The organism is Natrialba sp. INN-245, from assembly GCF_009807105.1.
Lineage (GTDB): Archaea > Halobacteriota > Halobacteria > Halobacteriales > Natrialbaceae > Natrarchaeobius > Natrarchaeobius swarupiae.
This window is the reverse complement of sequence record NZ_WUBV01000043.1, coordinates 14,888-32,907: the sequence shown is the minus strand read 5'-3', so window position 1 is coordinate 32,907 and position 18,020 is coordinate 14,888. Positions and strand designations below refer to the sequence as shown.

Genomic DNA, 18,020 nt, shown 5'->3' with positions numbered 1-18,020 from the left:
AGATTTTCACGAAGTTGACCGATCAGCTGAGTTTCGCAGGCTCCTGGATCGAAAATCACCTCGACGGATTCATCCAGAAGTTGCGTTAATCACTATCGGAGGTCGCTGCGTGGCAAGAGCATCGGAACGCGGCTGACCGACTCATCGATTGGCAGTTCACAACTGACAACGCACGAATCAAGCTACGCCAACTCTATCCGGTTGAAATCGACGAGGACCAGCAAGTCCAGAGTTGAAGCTACACTCAGTGTCGAGATCGTCGACAATAATGGGCTCTTCGGAGAGAAGGGTGTATCCAGCCTGTGAATCGAGATCAGTCGGAACCATCGCATTTCCAACGATGCCATCCCGCCATCCGACGCCCTGCCGGAGAAAGACATCGTCACCTTTGGGGAGTAACTCGAGAATTTTCGCGTACTCGACATCAAGGGTTTCAGCGGCAGCAGTGACAGTAGTCTCCATCAGCTGGTCGAGATCATCACTCTCGAGTGCCTGTTGGCCGAGTTCAGCAACAACCTCCTGTTGACGGATACGAGTATGGACTGACGAGTCCTCACTCGGGTCCGGAGTCATTTAACCAAATGAGTCCGGCGAGGCGTATAAGGACTTCTCTCAGCATACCGGGCGTGAATGGTATAGGAGATCCACCCCGTTCTGGGGAAGTGATTATTGATCGACAGTTTTTTCTGACTCGGTTACGCCATTCCTGATAGAGTCCGAACGTTTTTAATACTCTGTGCTGGACTCAAAGCGCGAATGTTGCAGGACTTTTAGCCCGATTTAACTACATGACCCACCAAGGCTGATGACTGTAGACCAAACACCCTTCAAAACCCACAATTCCCGGAAACCTTCAGCCGATTTTACCGCTCTCCTCAAGTGGTTTGGAGCTCGCTCTGACTGAGGCGTAAACCTGTTCCGCCCATTCGCACGCAATCTGTGAATCCGTGTCGACGAACACCTGCATAAGTCCGGTTCCCTCGTCGTACCCCCCGATCCCGACACGATTATCGAAGATAGCCAGCCCATACGGCAGCTCGTCACGCGTTCGCAACGCCAGGTGTCCGCTCTCGGTTGCTTCTTTGGCGCGCTCGGGATAAGTCTCGAATAGCTTCTCGACGATGGGAGGCAGGTATATGATTTCGCTGTCGGACCCCTCGAATATCTGTTGATGAAATTCGCCCAGAACGAGCGGTGCCATGTGCGTCGTGTTGAACCCGCGGAACGATTCGGAATCCACGAGCAACGAGAGAAACCGTTCCACCGGCCGGTAGGGATTGTCTGGTTCGGCGAGCGTGACATTCGCGTCCACGAACGGTTCGAGGACGAACTCCTGGTGATCCTCACAGACGGCGTCCAACAGCGGTGAGAGTCGATGGACGGTGCGCACGTTCGCCTCAAACCGGAGGACTTCGTCGGCGACGGCCTCACCGGGTCCGGTCAGCTGGAACCGGCCGTCTCGCTTTTCGACGAAGCCCTGTTCGTCGAGCCACTGGGTGAATCGGTGACTGGTTGCCCGCGAGACGTCCAGGCGCTCTTCGATTTCTCGCCGGTCGAGTGGCTCGTCACGAAGCGCTTCCAGAACGGGACCATGGCGCACGATATCCCCGAGCAGGTCCGTGCCAACGCGCTCGCCGGCGGCGTCGAGCCGTTGGCCGAGATACTGTTTGCTTCGAGCGTTCTCCAGGATAGCTTCCAGAACCGGTGACCCAGGCGGTGGGTGGTCGTCGGCCGAATGGTTTCCGTCGTGGAGCCCCATGGTACTCACTACCTTGTTATAGTATGTCACAGGTCGTAATTCTATCGTTCGCAATGTGAGAGACATCTCACGTCCTGAGACACTGTGTCTCCCGTCGAATGGATTTCCGTGAATGAGGCTAACAACACTGCAGCCGACTGAGCGTATATGGCACGAGCAACTATCGAAGACGAACAGATCGAACAGTTCGAGGCAACGCTGCACGGCGACCTCGTGCAGCCTGGCGACGCTGACTACGACGACGCGCGGGCAGTCTGGAACGGAATGATCGACAAATATCCAGCGCTGATTGCGCAGTGTCGGGGCACGGCGGACGTTATCCAGACCGTCGAATTCGCCAACGTAACCGACCTTCCTGTGGCTGTCCGGGGCGGGGGCCATAATGTCGCTGGGACGGCCGTGTGTGACGATGGGCTCGTGATCGACCTGTCGAAGATGCGGGGTGTGTGGGTCGATCCCGACACACAGCGAGCATGGGTCCAGGGCGGTGCCACGTGGGCCGACGTCGATCACGAGACCCAGGCGTTCGGCCTGGCGACACCTGGCGGCGTCGTCTCGGACACGGGCGTCGCTGGTCTCACCCTCGGCGGCGGCATCGGCCATCTCCGCTGTAAATACGGCTTGACCTGTGACAACCTCGTTTCAGCCGATGTTGTCACCGCAGCTGGCGAGTTCCTGACTGCGGGTGCGGACGAGAATCCGGAGTTGTTCTGGGGGCTTCGCGGAGGCGGCGGAAACTTCGGTATCGTCACCGGATTCAAGTTCGATCTTCACCCTGTCGGACCAGAGGTGGCGACGTGTTTTGTAATCTATCCAGGAGAGCGGTTGGCCGAGTGCATGCGAACCTATCGGGAGTACATCTCGTCGGCACCGGAGGAAGTTAGCACGCTCTCGTCTGCCGGCGTGATGCGCGACGAAGACCTATTTTCTGCAGACGTACTGGATGATCTCAAGATCGGCTTTCTGGGGTGTTATGCGGGACCACCGGAAGAAGGCGAGGAAGTATTGGCACCTCTTCGGGACCTCGGGGAGCCTATCGCCGACTTCAGCGGGACGATGGCCTACACGGAGTTCCAGCAGATACTCGACGATGACTACCCGGATGGGATGCGGTATTACTGGAAGTCGCTGTATCTGGATGGCCTCTCCGAATCGGCAATCGACCGAATCACCTACTGGGCCGACTGCGCCCCCTCCCCGTTATCGACGGTCGACGTCTGGCAACTGGGTGGTGCAATCACCGACCTCGGCTTCGAGGAGAGTGCCTTCGCCGGCCGGCACGCACCAGTACTGCTCGGCGTCGAGGCGAACTGGGAGGATCCCTCGGACGACGAAGCGAACATTGTGTGGGTCCGGGACTGTCTGGACGACATGCGACAGTTCTCCGATGGTTCGGTCTACCTGAACTTCCCGGGCTTTCTGGAGGACAACGATGAAACCATGGAGACGACCTTCGGCGCTGCCTACGAGCGGTTGGTTGCGCTCAAGGACAAATACGACCCGATGAACGTGTTCAGCCGCAACCAGAACATCATCCCGTCGAAGGATGCTGGAGCCTGAACGGATGATTGAACGCAGGTCGTTCCGAAGTCGATTTGCTGCATCCATGCTCTATATTTAACAGATCGTTTCTGACGCCTATCCGAGAGGTGGATACCTACTTCGGTAACGCCTCGAGATGTACATTCCGTTCGTCGAAGGGAGGGGATGCGAACTGCTCTATGACTCCCTCACAGAGCGTCTCAGTACGTCGTACACTCGCCCCACAACACCGGCGGTCCCTCGGATCGGTCGCCGCGTTCGACGTCCCGTCGAAGGTCGAACGCGCGGTACTCCTCGTCCTCGAGCAAGCGGTCGGCGAACTCGGGTGGCACGGAGACGCGCCGGCACTCACCCTCGACGACAAGCCCGCCGGGGCCGAACGTGAACTCGACGTCGTAGTGGGCGACGCAGTCGTCCCGGTTTGTGAGGACGGGGTGGACCGCCTCGAGGACGTCCGCGACGTACTCGAAGACGAGGTCCATCCCCGGCGCGTCGGTGGTCTCGAAGTCGACCCGAACGACGGGAACGACGGCGGCAGTGGGGTCGTTGTCCCCGTTCGCTGTGGCCTCGAGGACGGCGAGGCGTCTCACGGTCGGGGCGGACTCGAGGTGCGATCCGGTGCCGGGGGCCATCCCGGCTTCGAGTCGGTCCTCGAGGTCGCGGACGAGCGCGCGTCGGTCTCGCGTTCGCAACCGGCGTCCAGCGATCAAGACGAGGCCGATTCCGACGAGAACCGCCACGGCTACGGCGGCCGACGTCTCCGTCATCGGTGGCGATTCGGTGCCCACGCAGGTGACAGTTTCCCCATCGGGGAGGTGGCCGACTCCCAGACGCCATTCCAAACGGTTTATGGCCGTCGGTTGATTACGCCGGGACATGGCGAAACAGCAGCAAGAAGTTCGCGACCTCCAGGAAGGAAGCTACGTGATGATCGACGACGCGGCCTGTAAGATCGACGCCTACTCCACGGCGAAGCCCGGCAAACACGGCAGCGCGAAAGCGCGCGTCGAGGCCAGTGGCGTCTTCGACGGCAAGAAGCGATCGTTCTCCCAGCCCGTCGACGCGAAGGTCTGGGTGCCGATCATCGAGCGCAAACAGGGGCAGGTCGTCTCCGTCGACGGCAACGACATGCAGATCATGGACCTCGAAACCTACGAGACGATCACCATGCGCATCCCCGACGGGGAAGACGTTTCGCCCGACGACGAGATCGAGTTCCTCGAGATGGAAGACCAGCGAAAGATCGTCTGATGTTTCCTGGGGCGACTGATGAACGCGAGGTGCTCGACGCGTCGACCGATGCCGGCCGAGCCGGTGACGACGCCACGGACGGGGAGATCTCCGACCGTGGAGGCGCGGACTTCGTGGTCGTCGGTGCGCCCCTGGACGTATCGACGACCTTTCAGCCGGGGACGCGGTTCGGCCCCCGGCGCATCAGGACGTTTGCGGAGACGTTCGACGACTACGACCGTCGAACCGACCAGTACTTTTCGGAACTCGGCGTCGTCGACTACGGCGACGTCTACGCCTGGGACGACGCGGAAGCGTACCTCGAGTACCTCGAGGGGACGCTCCGGGACGTCGTCTGGGACGACGCGGTTCCGGTGACGCTCGGGGGCGAACACACGATTTCGCTCGCCGGCGCACGCGCGGTCGACCCCGAGGTGTTCGTCTGTCTCGACGCCCACCTCGATTTACGCGAGGCCTACGACGGAAACCGGCTCTCACACGCCTGTGTTACGCGGCGGATTCTCGAGGACGTCGACTCACTCGAGGAAGTGATCGTCCTCGGTGCCCGAACGGGAAGCGAGGAGGAGTGGGACCGCGCGAGCGAGGACGACGTCACCGTCCTCGCGCCGGAGGACGTCGCCGACTTCTCGGTCGGCGACCGACTCGATGGGCGAGAGGCCTACCTGAGCGTCGACATAGACGGAGCCGATCCCGCCTCCGCGCCCGGAACGGGAACGATGGAGCCGTTCGGCCTCGAGCCCCGCGAGATGCGCGACGTCGTTCGCGAGGTCGCCCCGTTTGCGGACGGGTTCGACGTCGTCGAGGTCAACGACCGGGACGACGGCCAGGCGGCGTCGCTCGCGGGCAAACTCCTTCGTGAGTTCGTCTACACGGCAGCCCACGAATCGACGTAGCGCCTCGAGGACTGGCGTCGAAGACGAGTCGTCGACGTAGAATCGACGCCGTTGATCTCGGACGCTGACGTCCATCGACGGAGTTTTGCGAGGAGCATCCACGACCTCATCTCGAGCGACGGTGGTGTCCGCCGATCGAAAACCGCACGAACGAGATATTATTTTCACACGGGATATCGGTACACCGATCACCTCGCCGATTAGGGGCCGTCTTAGCAGAGACAGACACTCTAGGAAAGAAATAAGCGATCTCCCTCTCGAGTAGCATCATGTCAACAATACTGTCAACTTTCGATATACGTTCTCGTTGCCGACATTCGTCGTTCGGTTCGGGAGAACAACCCGCGGCCGCATTCGAAGACGGTCGTCTCGGTCAGCACAATGCGATGGTTCAGGTGAGCCGATGACGAGGAGATCGCAACTCGCACTCGTACTCGCGCTCGCCGTTCTCGTCGGCGTCTGTCTCGTCGTCACACCGGCGGCGGCCGAGACCGGCGACGCGGATTACGAAACGATTCTCGAGGGAATGGACGGCGACGGCGATGGGGAGCCGTACGTCATCACGAACGCCTCCGAGCTGCAGGCGATCGCCGGCGATCTCGAGGCCGACTACGTCCTCGGAGACGACGTCGATGCGAGCGACGCCGGGGCGTTCGAGCCGATCGGTGACGCCGAGCGCCCGTTCGAGGGAACGCTCGACGGCGACGGACACCGGATCGTCGGCCCCACGATCGATGGGAGCGCCGACCACGTTGGCCTGTTCGCCGGTCTCGAGGATGCAACCGTCCGCGATCTCGAGATCTACGACGCCGATCTGGTCGTCGACGGCGGCGACGATCGGGTCGATCACGTCGGTATCCTGGCCGGAACCGCGAGCGACACGACGCTCGACGAACTCCGGGTGACTGGGATCGTGACCGTCGAGACGACGGGCGACGTCGCGCAGGTCGGCGGGCTCGTCGGCACTGCCGACGGCGGGGTCCTCGAGTTGCACGGCGTCGAAACGGAAACCGGGCTCTCGGTGACGGGCGACGATCTCACCGAGATCGGCGGAGTCGCCGGGGTCGCCGGCGACGGCTGGACGGTCGATACGACGCTTGCGTACGTCGAACTCGAGGCGAACGCGGCCGGCGACGTCGACTCAATCGGCGCGCTCGCGGGGGCCGCGGGCGACGACTGGGAGGTGACCGATAGCGACGTCGTGGGTGTGATCGGACCGACGGCGAACGACCTCACACAGGTCGGTGCGCTCGCCGGCGCGGCCGGAGACCGCTGGGTGGTCAGTGAATCCGAGATCGTCGGCGTGACGGAGTCGGATTCGATCGCTCGAGCCGATCGGATCGGCGGACTCGGAGGGAACACCGGGGACAGCTGGGCCGTCGTCGGATCCGACGTCGTCGGCGTCGTGAACCTCGAGGTGGCCGAGGATGCAAACCGCATCGCCGTCGCCGCCGGAGAGCCGGGAACCGAGTGGGCGTTCGTGGAGTCGGAAGCGACCGGAAACGTACTGGTCGACGCGGGAGGCGACGTTACCGACGTCGGGATCGTGACCGGTGGCCCCGTCTCTGAAGGAGTCTACGCCGACGCCGTCTCCACTGGGAACATCGAGATCGACGCCGGTGGCGACGTTCGCAACGTCGGAACGTTCTCCGGCAGCGCGGAGTCCGACACCCGCGTCGTCGAGTCGACTAGCACCGTCGCGACGCAGATCAGGTCGGACGCGGCGGTCGAGGCCGTCGGCGGTGGCGTCGGTGATGCTCGAGACGAGTCCATCGTCGTCGACAGCGAACTCACCGGCACGATCGACGTCGCCGCCTCGGAGACGGCCGACTACATCGGTGGTGTCGCCGGCGTCGCCGGTGACGACGTGATCGTCGCCACCAGTGCGACGGAAGGGCGCATCCTCGTCGACGCCGATTCGGCTGGAAGCATCGGCGCCGCGGTCGGCGAAAACGCCGGCACGGTCAGCGGATCGACGGCGACGGCCCGGATCGAGATCGATACGACTGATGCGACCGATACGACCGACGTGACCAGCGTCGGCGGCCTCGTCGGCGTCAACGATGGAGGGGAAGTCGAAGCGTCGTACAGCGACAGCCTGATCGTTGCCGACGGCGTCGTCGGGGGTCTCGTCGGCGACAACGCGGGATCCATCGAACGCTCGTTCGCGGTCGGCCCGATCGACGGTGACGGCGTCGTCGGGGGCCTCGTGGGCGACAACGCGGACGGCACCGTCTCGGGATCGTACTGGGATACCGCCGCCGGCGCGTCGTACTGGACGACCGACGACGAATCCGGGTGGGACGGGACCGGGACGGACGCGACGAACGGGATCGGTGACGGGGACGAAAGCGGCGTGACTGGCCTCGAGACCGCTGAAATGACCGGAGCCGCGGCGAGCGAGCATATGGGCGCACTCGAGTTCACGATGGCGTGGCAGATCACGGCCTCGTACCCGGCGCTCGAGTGGGAGTCGACCGACACGCTCGCGGGCGAGGGCACCGCGGACGATCCGTACGTCGTCACCGACGTCTACGAGTTACAGAACGTTGCCGACGAGCCGGAGGCACACTACGTCCTCGGAAACGATATCGACGCCACGGAGACCGAACTCTGGACCGACGGTGCCGGGTTCGAACCGATCGGAAGCGAGGACGAACCGTTCGAGGGGACGTTCGACGGAAACGACTCGACGATCAGCGGGCTGACCATCGATCGAAACGCGAGCGAGCGAGTCGGCCTGTTCGGGCAGACGGATTTCGACGCGGTGATCGAGGACGTTTACCTCGAGAACGCGAGCGTCCACGGCGACGAGCGCGTCGGCGGCCTCGTCGGCTTCAACTTCGGCTCGGTATCGAACGCGAGCGTCGACGGAACCGTCTCCGCGAACGGCGATTACGCCGGTGGACTCGTCGGTGCGAACGTCGGTCCCGTGGCGACCGCAAGCGCCACGGTCGACGTCGAAACCGACGGAAACCGCGTCGGCGGATTGCTCGGCGCCTCGAGCAGTTCGGTCGTCGACGCCCGTGCGAGCGGGAACGTAAGCGGCGTCAGCCGTGTCGGCGGTCTCGTCGGCTACAACACCGGGGACGCACCCGTTCCCGGGACGGCCGACGCCGAGATAGAAGACGCACGTTCGAGCGCCAACGTGAGCGGAACCGAGTGGGTCGGCGGTCTCGTCGGGACCAACGAGAACGCGACCGTCTCGGGGTCGAACGCGAGCGGTTTAGCCGGAGGAGTCTCCGGTATCGGCGGCCTCACCGGGGAGAACCGGGGAACGATCGAGCGCTCGAGCGCCGACGTGGGAGTGACTGGCTTCGTGTACGTGGGTGGACTCGTCGGGAACAACGAGGGGCCGGTATCGGACTCGTTCGCGAACGGGGATTCCACCGGATGGGTTCTCACCGGCGGTCTCGTCGGTGGGAACGACGACGAGATTTCGACGTCGAGTGCGACCGGTGACGTCGACGGCATCGCCATCGCTGGCGGGCTCGTCGGCCTCAACACACAGACGGTAGCGACGTCGAGTGCGCGCGGTGACGTCTCCGGCGAAGACGACGTGGGCGGACTCGTCGGCGTGAACGCGGGGCTCTCAAACGGGGACGACGACGTCCTCGGAGAGAGCGACGAGATGGACCAACGGGCCATCGAAACCGACGTCGAGGCTGATTCGTTCTCCGACCCCGCAGAGATCACCGAATCGTTCGCAACGGGGAACGTAAGCGGCGACGAGAACGTCGGCGGGCTGGTCGGCGTGAAAGATCACTCGAGCGTCGAACGATCGTACGCGACCGGTCCGGTCAGCGGCGACGAGAACGTCAGCGGACTGGCCGGCCAGTTCATCAACGGCGCGATAACGGACGCGTACTGGGACGCCGACGTCATCGACGCCGACAGGAACGAGATCGGAGGCCTCTCGACGGCGAACATGACCGGCGTCAACGCCACGCAGAAGCTGATGTTCGACTTCGAGGAGACGTGGGTCGGGACCGACGGCTACCCCGAACACCAACACGCCGTCGAGACGATCGAGTTCGACTCGGTAGACGATCTGAGACGCGGCGACACGACCGACGCGAACGTCACCGGGCGACTCGTCGACGGTGAATCGGCGTCGGCATCGGCGACCAGCAACTACTCGAGTGCGAACGAACGGGTTGCGACCGTAGATAACGGAACGATCGTCGCGAAAGGAGTCGGTGAGACCACGCTCACCGCCGAGCTCATCGACCAGACCGCGACCGCGACGGTTACCGTCTCCAGTTCGAGTTCGTCGGGAGGCAGTGGTGGTGGCGGTGGCGGTGGCGCTGGCGGTGGCGGCGGACCCGCGACGACCGAGCCGACCGTCGACGTCTCGAGCGATCAAAACGAAACGACGGCGAGGGTCGAAAACGCCGTCGCCGGCGAACCGGTCGCGATCGAAAGAGCGGACGGGCACCCGCTCTCGAGTGCTGGCGTCACGAGTGTCGAGCGCCTCTCGATCACCCCCGAGAGAGACGGCGACTTCTCGGCGACGGTTCGGACCGGCGAGGCGATCGAAGACGTAACCGACTCGGCGTCGGCGCTCGACGTCGACGGTTTGGAGACGCTCGGCTACGCCGGGGTCGATCACGACCTCGAGGGAGAACTCGCGGAGGCGACGGTCACGTTCGGCGTCGACGGCGGTGCGGGCGACGTGACGATCTACCAGTACGTCGACGGAGAGTGGACCGCACTCGAGACGGAGTCCGTAGACGACGATATCCTGTGGATCGAATCGACGACGTCCGACCTCTCGTCGTTCGCGATCGCCGCCGGCGATTCGGACGCCGAGACCGACGACCGCGACGACGACGCCAGAGACGACCGGCGGGACGCGGCGGACGATTCGACCGACGGCGAACCGGCGGCCGACGACGAAATCCCCGGCTTCGGACTCGTCGTCGGTTTGCTCGCGCTCGTCGTCGTCGTCGCTTGCTTCGCTCGAGACGGCCGACGCGGACGAACGTAGCGACGGCCGCCAACGAACCACGAGGCGACCCTCCCCCTCGAACGCCTCGAGGATAGCGCTCCTCGATCGAGTGTCAGCGGATCGATCGGACCATACTGGTTAGGCCAAAGTGTTGGCACCACATCGAACTCGATGCCCGGATCAGAGGCTAGCAACCTGTCTCGAGAAACGATCTACTCGCTTTTCTCGGACCGACGGCGTCGGTACCTGCTTTCTCGACTGTGCGAAACGCGGCGTCTGACCGTCTCTACACTCGCGGGCGAACTGGCAGAACGCGAGCGGGCGGATGGGGGTCCGGACCATCTCTCCGTTCGCCGGGAGATCGAGATCGCGCTCGTCCACGATCACCTGCCACGACTCGCGCACTGTCGCGTGCTCGAGTACACCACCCACGACGACGAGATCGTCGTTACGAGGACGTTCGACGGTGAGTCCGGTCTCCTCGACGATCTCGAGGTGATGCTCGGAACGGAGTGAGCCCCACTCATCCGGTGGCCGGATCGTCAGGAGCCGGCTTTCTGTCCGGTGGGTCAAAACGGCGTTGAGAGGTACGTCTTCGGGATCGCGTTTCGAGCCGTGACGAGCGGATCGACGACCTGGCTGATCTCGAGGCCGCCGACCAGACTCGAGAACATGTACGCCTCCGTCGGATCGAACCCGTGTGCCGCCGAGAGCAACTCGATCAGATCGAAGTTCGCGAGCTGGCAGGCCTCCTCGAGCGTCTGGGCGCTCGCGACGGTCTTCCAGGCGTCTGCCGTCTCGATCAGCGGCCGCTCGATGGCCGTCGCCGGATCGTCGATCACCTCGAGGGTGACGTCGATCTCGGTCGCGATCTCTGCGCCCGTCCCGCACATCTCGCCGTCGGCCATGGCGGCCTTGCAATCGCCCATCGCGAGCATCGCCCCGTCTTGGAACACCGGGAAGTAGACCGTGTTCCCGGCGGTGACGTCCGTCGTGTCCAGATTGCCGCCGTGATCGTGGGGGACGAGTGTCGTGTACGAGTCGCCCGCGGGTGCGACGCCGATCGTGCCGATCACGGGGTCGACCGGGACCTCGAGGTCGCCGAATCGGATCGCACTCTCGGCATCCTCGAGCGGTTCGTCGCCATCTACGACGGGCGTCGTCCGCGTCCGCGGCGCCTCGATCTCGTCGAACCCGTCGAGCAAACCGAACTCGTCGATGGTGACCACCCGACCCCGATCCTCGGCGAGCCGAATCGCCTCGATCTGGACGGCAAGAACGTCACCGGGCTCGGCGTCGTCGACGGCGATCGGACCCGTCGCCGCGTTGACCTCGTCGGGGACGTTCTCGATCACGTCGTCGTCGAACTGGACCGCGCCATCCAAGCTGTCCCGCGTTTCGATCGTCAGCTCGGTGCCGGACTCGACGGTCTCGATCGCCTCGAGATCCGGCGTGAACTCGTAGATCGCACCGCCCTCGTGGCTGATCGTTCGGCGTGCCATACCCGGTAGTTCGTGGGCCAACACGGTAAATCGGTCCCCGGCGGCGACTCGAGGCAGATTCCCTCACGGTACGAGGCCGACCGGATCGAAGAGTACAGGCCGACGGCGGACGACGTCGGCGTATGGAACTCTCAGAGTTCGTCGACCGACTCGACGAGAAACTGCGCCACGACGAGTACGCCGACGCAGACGCCAGCGCGAACGGCCTGCAGATCGGGGCCGAGGAGGGGACAGTCGAGCACGTCGTCTTCGCCGTCGACGGTGTCCAGGAGACGTTCGAGCTGGCTGCCGACGCCGACGCGGACGTTCTCGTGGCCCACCACGGCATCTCGTGGGGCGGCTTCGACCGCGTCACCGGCCGGACGTACGACCGCATCGCGACGCTGATCGAGAACGACCTCGCGCTGTACGTCTCACACCTCCCGCTCGACGGCCACCAGGAACTCGGCAACGCCGCCGGCGTCGCGGACGTTCTCGAGCTCACCGATCGTGCGCCGTTCGGCGAACTCGGCCCACAGTACATCGGCCAGCGCGGTACTGCACGCGAGCCCTACGCGCCCGAGGAACTGTGTGAGCGCCTCGAGTCCACGCTCGTAACCGACGGGCAGGCGGTCCAACACCTCGCGTTCGGTCCCGACGAGATCGAGGACGTCGCCATCGTCACCGGCAGCGGGACGGACTGGCTCGAGGAGGCGGCCGACGCCGGCGCGGACGCGCTGGTGACCGGCGAAGGGAAGCAGAAAGCCTACCACGCCGCCCAGGAAGCGGGAATTCACGTCTTCCTCGCGGGCCACTACGCGACCGAGACGTTCGGCGTCCGATCGCTCGAGGAGCTGGTCGAGGGGTGGGGGCTCGAGACGACGTCTCTCGAGGTGCCGACCGGCCTCTGAAAACTGCTAGCATACTGTTCTGTCGACCCGAATCGGTCAGAGCAGCCCCAGCACCGAGAAGCCGAACACCGAGCCGGCGACCAGAAGTGCGGTCCACGCGCCAATGCTGACGGTCATCCATCCTACGACCGCTCGGCTCCGGCTGCCGGCGAACAGCGCGACGAGCGCGGCGACGTGAACGCCGGTCAGAACCGGCCCACCGAGCGAGAGTCCCGGCAACCCGTACCGATCCCAGAGCCGACGGGCTCGAGCGTAGCGACCGCCGTCCTCGGACCCGTCGGTGCCGCGTCTCGCACGCCACCACTCGGTGAGCCGGCGGTGAAAGACCACGAGCGCGCAGACCGAGAGGGCGTTTCCGGCGAACGCAACGGTCCCGGTCGCGATCGGATTCAGACCGAGGCCGATCGCGATCGGAACGACCACGAGGATCTCGATCAGCGGAATCGCCGCGAAGACGAACACGAGGGCGTACTGGAGGAGTCCACCCGCCTCCTCGAGGGTCGCTCCGATCTCGACAAGCAACGGCGGTAACGACGTCTCCATCGTTCGAACCAAACGACGGCGAGCGTCTTACCGGGATCGATCGACGGCTCACCGGTCCCGTCAAACGGCGGCCGCCCTCCCGACGAATCGCTCGAGTCGATCAGCGTTTTGATACGAATTACGACGGGTCCGTACCGGTCGATCGCAGAGTGACGAGCGATCGACCGACAATCGGTCGTCGCAGACCGTACAAGCGCCACCGCGGCTCGAGTCTCGTTATAGTAGCCACTGAACGTCAATGCACACCTGATCGCACGACTGCTGTGCAATCAGTGTGTACATCGTTTCAGTTGTTACCATCGTACTTCTGATAGGTCGCCGACCCGACGTCGATCCGGACGAGCGTGTTCTCCGCGTAGGCGTCCGTCGTCGCGCCATACTTCTCGTTGATCCGGCGGCGAGCCGTCGCCGTCTCCGCGTCGTCCTCGACGATCGTCGCCGTCCCGAGCAGCGACACCATCCAGCGGGTGTCGCCCTCGTCGTCGGCCTGCACGGAGAGGGCGACGCGTGGATTCTCCCGGATGTTGGCGAGCTTCTGCCCCGTGGTGACTATTTCGACGACCTCGTTCTCGTACCGGTACCAGACCGGCGCAACGTGGGGTCGGCCCTCGAGACAGGTTCCGAGGTGCGCCATCAGGGGATCGCTCTCGAGCAGACGTTCGGCTTCGGCTGGCACAGTCACGACGGCTGGACGATCAACTCCGAGGAGTAAAAGCGCCAGCCCTGCCGGTGCGAGATCACGAGTCAACCGGTTGTACACACTGTTCGACAGGAGTTGTCCGTCGGCGACGCTGTCCGACTCACCCCCAGCCGTTTGCGATCCAGTTGCAGATAGCGTTCCGGTGCGCTCCTGGGATCGCTTCATACTGACTGCTGTAAGTCCTTACCGGGGCAACCGCGCCTCGCCTTGCGGTTGCCCCGGTAAATAGTTACAGCAATCCGTATCAGTCGCCGTCGACGACGAGCACCTCGTACTCGCAGGCCGTATCCAGCGTGACGAGACTCCCGAACGCGCCGCGGAGGGAGTCGCCCTCGTTTCGTGCGGGCACGACCCAGGCCCGACTGTGCCGTGTGATATCGTATAACCATCTCGAAGTATAGAACATGAACTTTTATGAAGGATAGGGCAGAAGGGAGAGCTACAGATGGCACACCAGTCGGTCGTACACGTACTTGCACCCGAAGCAGCTCCACAGCTCCGAACGTCACACGAATCGTCCCCTGACGATACACCCACACGCGACTCCGACCCAAATCACGACGACCGACATGAGCACACGACACCCCACTCGAGCCCGAACCGATACCAGCACTGATACGAACTGCGATGAGTCGTTACCGGCTGATCGCGGATCGGCGAGCGATCGACCGGCGATCACTCATCGCAAACCGGACGGATCGTCGACCACCGCTTCTACCGGACCAGCATCGATCACCGCCACCGACCCGTCCAGCAACCGAACCCGGCCCGCCACTCGAGCGCAGGCGATGTTTTCTCACCGGAATAGGACTCGCCTCGAGAACCTCATCGACGAGTTCAACACCGCGGTCATCGGTACCGACTCCGGTTGATACTTTCGGGTGGAAGTCTGAAGGATAAAAGTCAGCAAGGATTTATACGGTTTACCTCGGCTCGTCGGCCGATTCGGAACGACGGAGCCAGTCCGCGACGACTGCCTCGAGACTCTCCTGTGTGTCCGTCGCGACGTCGTCGCGCTGGAGTGTCACCTGGTAGATGCGCGCGCCGTTGAGACAGGTGAGCAACAGTGTCGCCACGAGTTCCGGGTCGATCTCGCGGAAGGTTCCGTCCTCGATCCCCTCTTCGACGATCGCAACGACGGTCGCCTCGACCGTCTCGTAGTTTCGGGTGAGCTGTCGGCGAAACTCCTGGTTGTACGGCGCTTCAGTGCGGACCTCGAGCAGTGCGGTCATCAACTCCCAGTGGTCGAACTCGCCGCGTTCGGGCGGGCCGAACAGAAGCGTCTCGATCAACGTCAGGAGCCGTTCGTCGGGGTCTGCCTGGTCGTCGACGGCGATATTCTGCTCGAACGCCTCGAGCAAGTACTCGAGAAAGGCGACGAGAAGGGCCTCCTTGGTGTCGTAGTGGTAGTGAATAACGCCTTTCGTCTTGTCGAACTCGTCAGCGATCGCCTGTACCGTCAGGTTCGCGTACCCGTGTTTACAGAGGGCCCGGTAGGTCGCCTGCATGATCGCCTCCTGCGTGTCGACTCCCTCGTCGCTGTCCGTTCCCATTCAGTTCACTCGTCGCACAATACCAGCAAAAGGATTGGGATACCGCTTGCTGTCGTCACACGCTCACGGCCGGTACAGGGAGGAAGTGACCACGGCTCGTCCGACCGATTTCCGGGTAACGGAGAGCCACTCAACTATTAATCCGCCCGATTCGGACTGTCCTCCGGTCGTCTCCGTCGAAACGATTACCGTCCATGATCCCACTTCTTCGATGAGAGGATGACCGACACCGCAATCCACCTTCCCGTCGCCGCCCAGCCCTCGATCGACTCGCTCGTCGACTACGCCCGGCGGGCCGAAGACGGCGGTTACGACTGTGTCTGGCTTCCCGAGACGTGGGGCCGAGACGGCGTGACCGGCCTGACTGCGATCGCCGAACGAACCGACGACGTCGAGATCGGCTCGAGCATTCTCAACGCTTACTCGCGGTCACCGGCCTTACTCGGCCAGACTGCGGCGACTCTCCAGGAGGTCTCCGACGGACGATTTCGCCTCGGTATCGGGCCCAGCGGTCCCGCCGTGATCGAGAACTGGCACGGCCTCGAGTACGACAACCCGCTCAGACGAACCCGCGAGACGGTCGAAATCGTCCGCCAGGTGCTCTCCGGCGAGCGAGTCGAGTACGACGGCGAACAGTTCTCGCTGTCGGGCTTTCGACTTCGGTTCGATCCGCCCGAGCCGACGCCGCCGGTGGAGGTCACGGGAATGGGCCCGAAGGCGGTCGAACTCGCCGGACGCTTCGCGGACGGCTGGCACGGGATCATGCTCACGCCCCAGGGTGTCACGGATCGACTCGAGGACGTCGAACGCGGCGCTGAACTCGGCGACCGCGAACCGGACGACGTTCGCGTCACCGTCGGCGTCACCTGCTGTGCGCTCACCGACGCCGAACGAGCCCGGGAACTCGCCCGCCGACATGCCGCGTTCTACGTCGGCGGGATGGGGACGTTCTACCGCGACTCGCTCGTTCGCCAGGGCTACGACGAGGCCGCCGTGATCCACGAGGCCTGGCAGAACGGCAACCGCGAGCGCGCGCTCGCGTCCGTCTCCGACGACCTCCTCTCCGACCTCTGTGCCGCGGGCGATCCCGAGACTGCACGCGAGCGACTCGAGCGCTTCGAGAGACTCGAGGGAGTCGATGCGGTCGCCGTCAGCTTCCCGCGGGGTGCCGACGAAGCGGAGATCGAAGCGACGATGGACGCGCTTGCGCCGACCGGCGGCTGATACGGTCTGCTGTCCGTCAGTACCGCCGCACCCGGAGAACGGGTCCCGGATGCGACGGGACACAGGGACAGCAATCCGTATGACGGCCACCGAACGGTTGTCCGGTCCAGCTCTCGCAGTTACGACCGTCCATCCAAGTAGTCGCAGTTACGCCAGTCCGGCCCGGCAGCCGACAGCTACAAACCGCCGATCGTCCCAGTTCGTCGTATGCCTGGGAAGGTTCCGCCGGACGAGTTGCTCGAGCACGTCTTCGACCGGACGGGGAGCGCCGACGAGACGGTGATCCAGGGGCCAGCGGACGGCGAGGATGCCGCCGCGATCGACTGGCCCGGCGGCGACCTCGTCGTCAGCTCCGATCCGATCTCGCTTGCCGCCTCGCAGGTCGGCACGCTCGGCGTCTACGTCGCCTGCAACGATATCGCCGCCTCCGGTGCCGATCCACGCTGGCTCACTGTCGTCGTCATGCTCCCCGACGAGGAGACGTCGTTCGAGGCGATCGCAACCGACCTCGATGCCGCCGCCGCGGAGGTCGGCGCGTCGATCGTCGGCGGTCACTCGGAGTACGTCGACCAACTCGAGCGCCCGCTCGTCTCGCTGACGGCGATGGGTGCGACCCGGACGTACGTCCCGACGGGCGGGGCCGAACCCGGTGATGCGGTTCTCGTCACCAAGGGAACCGGAATCGAAGGGACGGCCATCCTCGCGGCGGATTTCGGCGACGAACTCGACGTGGACGATGCGATCCGCGAGCGTGCTGAATCGTTCTTCGAGGAGATCAGCGTCGTTCCCGACGCGCGGATCGTCCGAGAGTACGCGACGGCGATGCACGACCCGACCGAGGGCGGCCTCGCGGCTGGCTTGCTCGAACTCGCACGGGCGTCGGGCGTTCGACTCGAGATCGACCGCGATGCAATTCCGGTCCGGGTGGAGACAGAGACGCTGTGCGATGCGGCGAGCGTCGATCCGCTCCGGATCTTCGGCTCCGGCGCGTTGCTCGCGACGGCCCCGACCGACAGCGTCGAGAAGTGTCTCACCGACCTCGAGCGGGCGGGACTCGAGGCGAAGGCGATCGGAACCGTTCACCGCGGCGAGGCCGAACTCGTCCTCGACGGTGAGTCGATCGTCGACCCGGTGACGGACGATCTCTACCCGCTGTGGGAGTCGGCGGACGCAGACGAGTGATCGATCCCCCTCGGATGTCGTGATACGGTC

14 protein-coding genes and 1 pseudogene are annotated in these 18,020 nt (G+C 64.1%); 8 read left to right on the top strand and 7 right to left on the bottom strand.

The window, feature by feature from the left end; all coding sequences use genetic code 11:
• Nucleotides 1–231: 231 nt before the first annotated feature.
• Both GRS80_RS13370 and GRS80_RS13365 read right to left on the bottom strand, forming a co-directional pair.
• Nucleotides 232–573: pseudogene (locus GRS80_RS13370) on the bottom strand (GAF domain-containing protein); the annotation flags it as partial.
• A 280-nt stretch (nucleotides 574–853) separates the two neighbouring features.
• On the bottom strand, nucleotides 854–1,759 hold the full coding sequence (locus GRS80_RS13365) for a transcriptional regulator (RefSeq protein WP_160047995.1): 906 nt from the start codon (nucleotides 1,757–1,759) through the stop codon (nucleotides 854–856).
• Between the two features lie 147 nt (nucleotides 1,760–1,906).
• Between GRS80_RS13365 and GRS80_RS13360 the strand changes: the two genes are divergently transcribed.
• The gene (locus GRS80_RS13360; protein WP_160047994.1) at nucleotides 1,907–3,319 is read left to right on the top strand and encodes an FAD-binding oxidoreductase; all 1,413 of its coding nucleotides are present in this window, start codon (nucleotides 1,907–1,909) and stop codon (nucleotides 3,317–3,319) included.
• A gap of 182 nt (nucleotides 3,320–3,501) precedes the next feature.
• Here GRS80_RS13360 and GRS80_RS13355 read toward each other — a convergent pair whose 3' ends face one another.
• Entirely contained in the window at nucleotides 3,502–4,068 is a 567-nt protein-coding gene (locus GRS80_RS13355) for a hypothetical protein (RefSeq protein ID WP_160047993.1), read from the bottom strand.
• A 109-nt stretch (nucleotides 4,069–4,177) separates the two neighbouring features.
• On the opposite strand from GRS80_RS13355, the gene GRS80_RS13350 reads away from it, so the two are divergent.
• The 4 genes from GRS80_RS13350 (at nucleotide 4,178) to GRS80_RS13335 (ending at nucleotide 10,912) form a co-directional block, all read left to right on the top strand.
• Entirely contained in the window at nucleotides 4,178–4,552 is a 375-nt protein-coding gene (locus GRS80_RS13350) for a translation initiation factor IF-5A (protein WP_149083147.1), read from the top strand.
• Nucleotides 4,552–5,445, top strand: coding sequence for an agmatinase (gene speB, locus GRS80_RS13345; RefSeq protein WP_160047992.1), 894 nt, complete (start codon nucleotides 4,552–4,554; stop codon nucleotides 5,443–5,445). Before GRS80_RS13350 ends, speB begins: the two co-directional genes overlap by 1 nt.
• A 403-nt stretch (nucleotides 5,446–5,848) precedes the next feature.
• The gene (locus tag GRS80_RS13340) at nucleotides 5,849–10,435 is read left to right on the top strand and encodes a GLUG motif-containing protein (protein WP_160047991.1); all 4,587 of its coding nucleotides are present in this window, start codon (nucleotides 5,849–5,851) and stop codon (nucleotides 10,433–10,435) included.
• Between the two features lie 132 nt (nucleotides 10,436–10,567).
• Nucleotides 10,568–10,912 carry a hypothetical protein gene (locus GRS80_RS13335; protein ID WP_160047990.1) on the top strand — a complete coding sequence of 115 codons (345 nt, stop codon included), beginning with the start codon at nucleotides 10,568–10,570 and terminating at the stop codon, nucleotides 10,910–10,912.
• A 53-nt stretch (nucleotides 10,913–10,965) separates the two neighbouring features.
• On the opposite strand, the gene GRS80_RS13330 is transcribed toward GRS80_RS13335, so the two are convergent.
• Nucleotides 10,966–11,898 carry an acetamidase/formamidase family protein gene (locus GRS80_RS13330; protein ID WP_160047989.1) on the bottom strand — a complete coding sequence of 311 codons (933 nt, stop codon included), beginning with the start codon at nucleotides 11,896–11,898 and terminating at the stop codon, nucleotides 10,966–10,968.
• Nucleotides 11,899–12,020: 122 nt separating this feature from the next.
• Between GRS80_RS13330 and GRS80_RS13325 the strand changes: the two genes are divergently transcribed.
• Nucleotides 12,021–12,788 carry a Nif3-like dinuclear metal center hexameric protein gene (locus GRS80_RS13325; RefSeq protein WP_160047988.1) on the top strand — a complete coding sequence of 256 codons (768 nt, stop codon included), beginning with the start codon at nucleotides 12,021–12,023 and terminating at the stop codon, nucleotides 12,786–12,788.
• A 36-nt stretch (nucleotides 12,789–12,824) separates the two neighbouring features.
• On the opposite strand, the gene GRS80_RS13320 is transcribed toward GRS80_RS13325, so the two are convergent.
• From GRS80_RS13320 to GRS80_RS13300, 3 genes are all read right to left on the bottom strand, one after another.
• A complete protein-coding gene (locus GRS80_RS13320; protein ID WP_160047987.1) occupies nucleotides 12,825–13,331 on the bottom strand; it encodes a small multi-drug export protein in 507 nt (168 codons plus the stop codon).
• Between the two features lie 286 nt (nucleotides 13,332–13,617).
• Complete coding sequence (locus GRS80_RS20775) at nucleotides 13,618–14,013, bottom strand: pyridoxamine 5'-phosphate oxidase family protein (RefSeq protein ID WP_343161576.1); 396 nt, start codon at nucleotides 14,011–14,013, stop codon at nucleotides 13,618–13,620.
• A gap of 941 nt (nucleotides 14,014–14,954) precedes the next feature.
• Entirely contained in the window at nucleotides 14,955–15,584 is a 630-nt protein-coding gene (locus GRS80_RS13300; RefSeq protein WP_160047983.1) for a TetR/AcrR family transcriptional regulator, read from the bottom strand.
• 219 nt (nucleotides 15,585–15,803) lie between these two features.
• On the opposite strand from GRS80_RS13300, the gene GRS80_RS13295 reads away from it, so the two are divergent.
• Both GRS80_RS13295 and GRS80_RS13290 read left to right on the top strand, forming a co-directional pair.
• Complete coding sequence (locus GRS80_RS13295) at nucleotides 15,804–16,808, top strand: TIGR04024 family LLM class F420-dependent oxidoreductase (RefSeq protein WP_160047982.1); 1,005 nt, start codon at nucleotides 15,804–15,806, stop codon at nucleotides 16,806–16,808.
• Nucleotides 16,809–17,015: 207 nt separating this feature from the next.
• The gene (locus tag GRS80_RS13290; RefSeq protein WP_160047981.1) at nucleotides 17,016–17,990 is read left to right on the top strand and encodes an AIR synthase family protein; all 975 of its coding nucleotides are present in this window, start codon (nucleotides 17,016–17,018) and stop codon (nucleotides 17,988–17,990) included.
• Nucleotides 17,991–18,020 lie beyond the last annotated feature (30 nt).